Genomic DNA, 4,030 nt, shown 5'->3' on the forward strand with positions numbered 1-4,030 from the left:
GAAGGCGACCGCCGATTTGATGGTGCCCTGGAACATCGGTCCCGCCTCGGTGACGCCCAGGTGCAGCGGGTAGTCGCATCGTTGGGCGAGCAGCCGGTTGGCGGCGATCATGGTGCGCGGATCGTGGTGCTTGACCGCGATTTTGAGGTCGGTGAAGCCGTGCTCCTCGAACAGCGCCGCCTCGCGCAGCGCCGAGTCGACCAGCGCCGCCGCGGTGGCCGAGCCGTGCTCGGCGAGCACGCGCGGGTCGAGCGAGCCGGCGTTCACGCCGACCCTGATCGGAATGCCCGCCGCCCCGGCCGCTTTCGCGATCTCGCCGACGCGATCGTCGAACTGCTTGATATTGCCGGGGTTCACGCGCACCGCCGCGCAGCCCGCGTCGATCGCGGCGAAGACGTAGCGCGGCTGGAAATGGATATCGGCGATGACCGGTAGCGGCGATCGGGCCACCAGGGCCGGTAGCGCGGCCGCGTCCTCGGTCGTCGGCACCGCCACCCGGACGATATCGCAGCCCGCCGCGGTCACCGCGGCGATCTGCTGCAGCGTGGCGTCGATGTCGGCGGTGCGGGTGGTGGTCATGGTCTGCACGGAGATCGGCGCGCCGCCGCCCACCGGAACGCCGCCGACGTTCAGCCGCCGGGTGCGGTGGCGCGGGAGTACGGGAGGCAAGCCGAGATCGCTGACTCCCGTTGTGGGCGTGCCGATATCGGTCTCGCTCATGGCAGCCGCCTTACCTCGTGCGGCGGGGCGAAGGCGATGTCCTCGACCGCGGTGACGTGTTCGCGAACCGTGACCGGTCCCCAGGTCCGCAGTTTCTCGATGACCTCATCGACGAGTACGCCCGGTGCGGAGGCGCCGGCGGTGAGGCCGACAATGTCCGCGGACTCGATCCAGCTGAATGAGACGGCCGCCGCGTTGTCGATGAGATACGCCGGAACCTGCTGGCGCTGAGCCACTTCCACCAGGCGCAGGGAGTTGGACGAGTTCTGCGAGCCGACGACGAGCACGACGTCGCTGTGCCGCGCGATCGCCGCGACGGCCTGTTGACGATTGGTGCTGGCATAACAGATGTCGGCGCTGCCCGGCCCGTGCAGCTGCGGAAAGCGTTGGCGCAGAGCCTGGATGGTCGCGTCGGCCTCCTCGATCGACAGCGTGGTCTGGGTCAGGTAGGAGACCCGGCTCTCGTCGGGGACCTCGAGCGCGGCGACCTCGGCCGGATCGCCGACCACCACGGTCGACTCGGGCGCCTCGCCCGCGGTGCCCTCGACCTCCTCGTGCCCGGCGTGGCCGACCAGGACGATGGTGTCGCCGCGGGCCGCGAAACGCCGGGCCTCGGCATGCACCTTGGTAACGAGCGGACAGGTGGCGTCGACCACGGTAAGCTCGCGCCGCTTCGCCTCCGCGCGCACGGCGGGGGAGACGCCGTGCGCGGAGAACACGACCGTCGCGCCCGCGGGCACCTCGTCCAGCTCCTCGACGAAGATCGCGCCGCGGGCGGCCAGCTCGGCGACCACGTGGGTGTTGTGCACGATCTGCTTGCGCACATAGATCGGGTCCCGCCGCTGGGGCGCGGCCAGCAATCGCTCGACGGTGTCGATCGCCCGCTCGACGCCCGCGCAGAAAGACCGTGGCGCGGCGAGTAATACGGTTCGCGCACGGGTGGTGGTCATGGCGACACCGTCTGGCGGGCGCGCAGAGAGCGGCAGAGTCCGTCGATGCGCGCGGCCCCGGTGCCGATCCCGCTCGGCCGCGTGTAGGCCGGTGTGGGGGAGGGGATTTCGGCCATCGGGTCGACAGGAGCTGCCGCGGGTCGATACCGGTCCGCTAGCTGAGGCTCTTTGTAGCGGCCGGTGGATCTGTGCCAGTGCACGACTCCGGCCAGCCAGTCCTGGAGTTCGGCCGCCCGGCGGTCGATCGAGTCGCGCACGTCTTTGCCGAGGTCGTATTCCCGGTAGAGGGCGGGCAATTCGCTGCCGACGATGCGTTCGAACTGCTGCATCCGCGCGGTCAGCAGGTCGTTGACGATGGCGACGCCGTCCTGGGGGCCGCAGTCGAAGAAGTTCTGCATGACGCGGACCGCGTTGTGGAAGTCGCCCTCGTACTGTGTCTCTTTCTGATATGAGAACAGGTCGTTGACCATCGTGGCGTAGTCGCTGGCAGTGTGCTCCAGGTCCGAGAGGGTTCGGGCTCGGGAGAGTTCCGGCGCGGCGAGTTGTCCGTGTGAGAGCCGCGACAGGGCCATGGTGAGATCCGAACCGAAGGTACGACGGCGCATCTCGACGTAGTCGACCGGGTCGGGAATACGTCCGGTGATGTCGTTGGCCACCTCCCATTCGCAGCCTTCCAGGAAAGCCATTACAGCGCTGCGCAATTCAGTCTTCTGTTCATGGGCGAGAGTTGCTGCGGTCCGGTGCCAGAGGTCGGCGAGCGCACGCTCCACCGCATTCGCCGCGGGCGGAAAGCCAGTGGTGTCCAGCGGCATGAACTCCGATAACCGCTTGCCCTGGGATTTGGCCGCGATGATGTCCCTGCGCCGGCCGAACACCTGGGGGTAGTAGTCGTCGACGTAGGTACCCCAGGCGAGCCAATCGGCCGAGAGATCCAGCTCGGCCGGCGTGGCGTCCGGGTCCAAACCCGCCGAGCACAGGGCGAAGTCGAACTCCACGAGATCCACCGGCCGCCACAGCGCCCGTCCGCCGAGCTCGGGCACCGGGCCGTGGAAGCCAACCCGGTTCCCCCAGGCCAGCAGGTTCTCGCGGGCGGAATCCAGGAACGGGCTCAGACGAACCTGGTAGGGCAGATAAAGATCGGGCAGCGCCGTGGGCCCGACGTTCTCGAACCGCGGCCGCAGGAAGCTTTTGATCCTGCTCGCGCCCGGAACGACCGGCGCGAACAGATACACCGCGGAAGTGCCGAGCCCGATCGGCTTGAACAGCCGCGGCAGCGGGTCGGTAGTCGCGCCCTTGTTCATGTATCGGCTGGAGCGCATGTGCCACTCGTGCCCGCCGGACTGCCAGTCCTGCAAGCCTTTCGCGTAGGCGAGCACGGCGGCTTGATCATGCGGGGCCGTCGCGTGCTCGGCGAACAGCATCGGCAGCTCGGTGAGGGCGGTGTGCTCGAACTGCTGTAACCGTGAGGTCAGCAGGTCATTGACGATGTCGGCCGCCCGCTGGGTCGCACAGCCGAAGAAGTTCTCCGCCACCAGGATCGCGTTGGCGTTCTCGCCCTCATCGCGCACTTCGCGCTCGTAGGAGAAGATGTCGTTGCGCAGGTGCACGGCGTCGGCGAAGGTGTCGCGCAACACCTCCAGCGGCCGGGTCGCGGCGAGGTCGGCGGGTACGGCGGCGCGCACGGCGTGCTCGACCAGGTTGGCCGACCACGGCGCGCCGCCGACCTTGCGCCGCATCTCGATGTACTCGATCGGGTTCGCGATCCGGCCCTCGGTGATGTTGGTCAGCTCCCACCGCGACTCCTCCAGCAGTGCGGTCGTGGTCTCGACGAAGCGCCTGCGCCAGTCCATCGGCATGGTCGGCACGGTGCGCGGCCACAGGTCGGCGAGTCCGCGCTGGACCGGGTTGGTCGGCTCCGGCATCGGGCCGCCGTCGAGCGGCATGAAGGCGCGCAGCCGGTCCAGGTATTGCCGTGCGCCCTCGGTATCCCTTGTGCGCTTGAACAATTCGAGGAAGTGATCGTCGAAGTAGAAGACCCACACGTACCAGTCGGTGATCAGCGACAGCTCCTGGCTGTCGCAGTCGGGGTGGGTGTAGGCGCACAGCAGGCCGTAGTCGTGCTTCTCGAGGTCGGTCTCGTCCCAAATATGGTGCCCGCCTTGCGGTTCGAAGTAGCCCATCGCCTCGGCCCAGTTCCTGGTGTGCGCGCGGGCGATGTCCACGTGGGGGTTGAGCCTGGCCGGGTACGGCATGTAGAAATCGGGAAGGTCGAAGGGCTGCATGTCATCTCCTTACGGTCGGCGTCGGCGGCTCAGTGGTTTCTGTCTGAAACCAGGCCGGCCAGCGCCATCAGATCCGCG

General features: G+C 68.3%; 3 protein-coding genes. All 3 read right to left on the minus strand.

All coding sequences use genetic code 11. The features are described from left to right. A partial coding sequence (locus ON39_RS22205; RefSeq protein ID WP_040737276.1) for a flavodoxin-dependent (E)-4-hydroxy-3-methylbut-2-enyl-diphosphate synthase occupies nt 1-720 on the minus strand: 720 nt, incomplete at its 3' end. Continuing rightward, a complete protein-coding gene (ispH, locus tag ON39_RS22210) occupies nt 717-1,670 on the minus strand; it encodes a 4-hydroxy-3-methylbut-2-enyl diphosphate reductase (protein WP_040737278.1) in 954 nt (317 codons plus the stop codon). The genes ON39_RS22205 and ispH, both read right to left, overlap by 4 nt. Then, nucleotides 1,667-3,952, minus strand: coding sequence for a terpene synthase family protein (locus ON39_RS22215; protein WP_040737280.1), 2,286 nt, complete (start codon nt 3,950-3,952; stop codon nt 1,667-1,669). Before ON39_RS22215 ends, ispH begins: the two co-directional genes overlap by 4 nt. Nucleotides 3,953-4,030 lie beyond the last annotated feature (78 nt).

It is taken from the genome of Nocardia tenerifensis NBRC 101015, from assembly GCF_000308715.1.
In the GTDB taxonomy this organism is placed as follows: domain Bacteria; phylum Actinomycetota; class Actinomycetes; order Mycobacteriales; family Mycobacteriaceae; genus Nocardia; species Nocardia tenerifensis.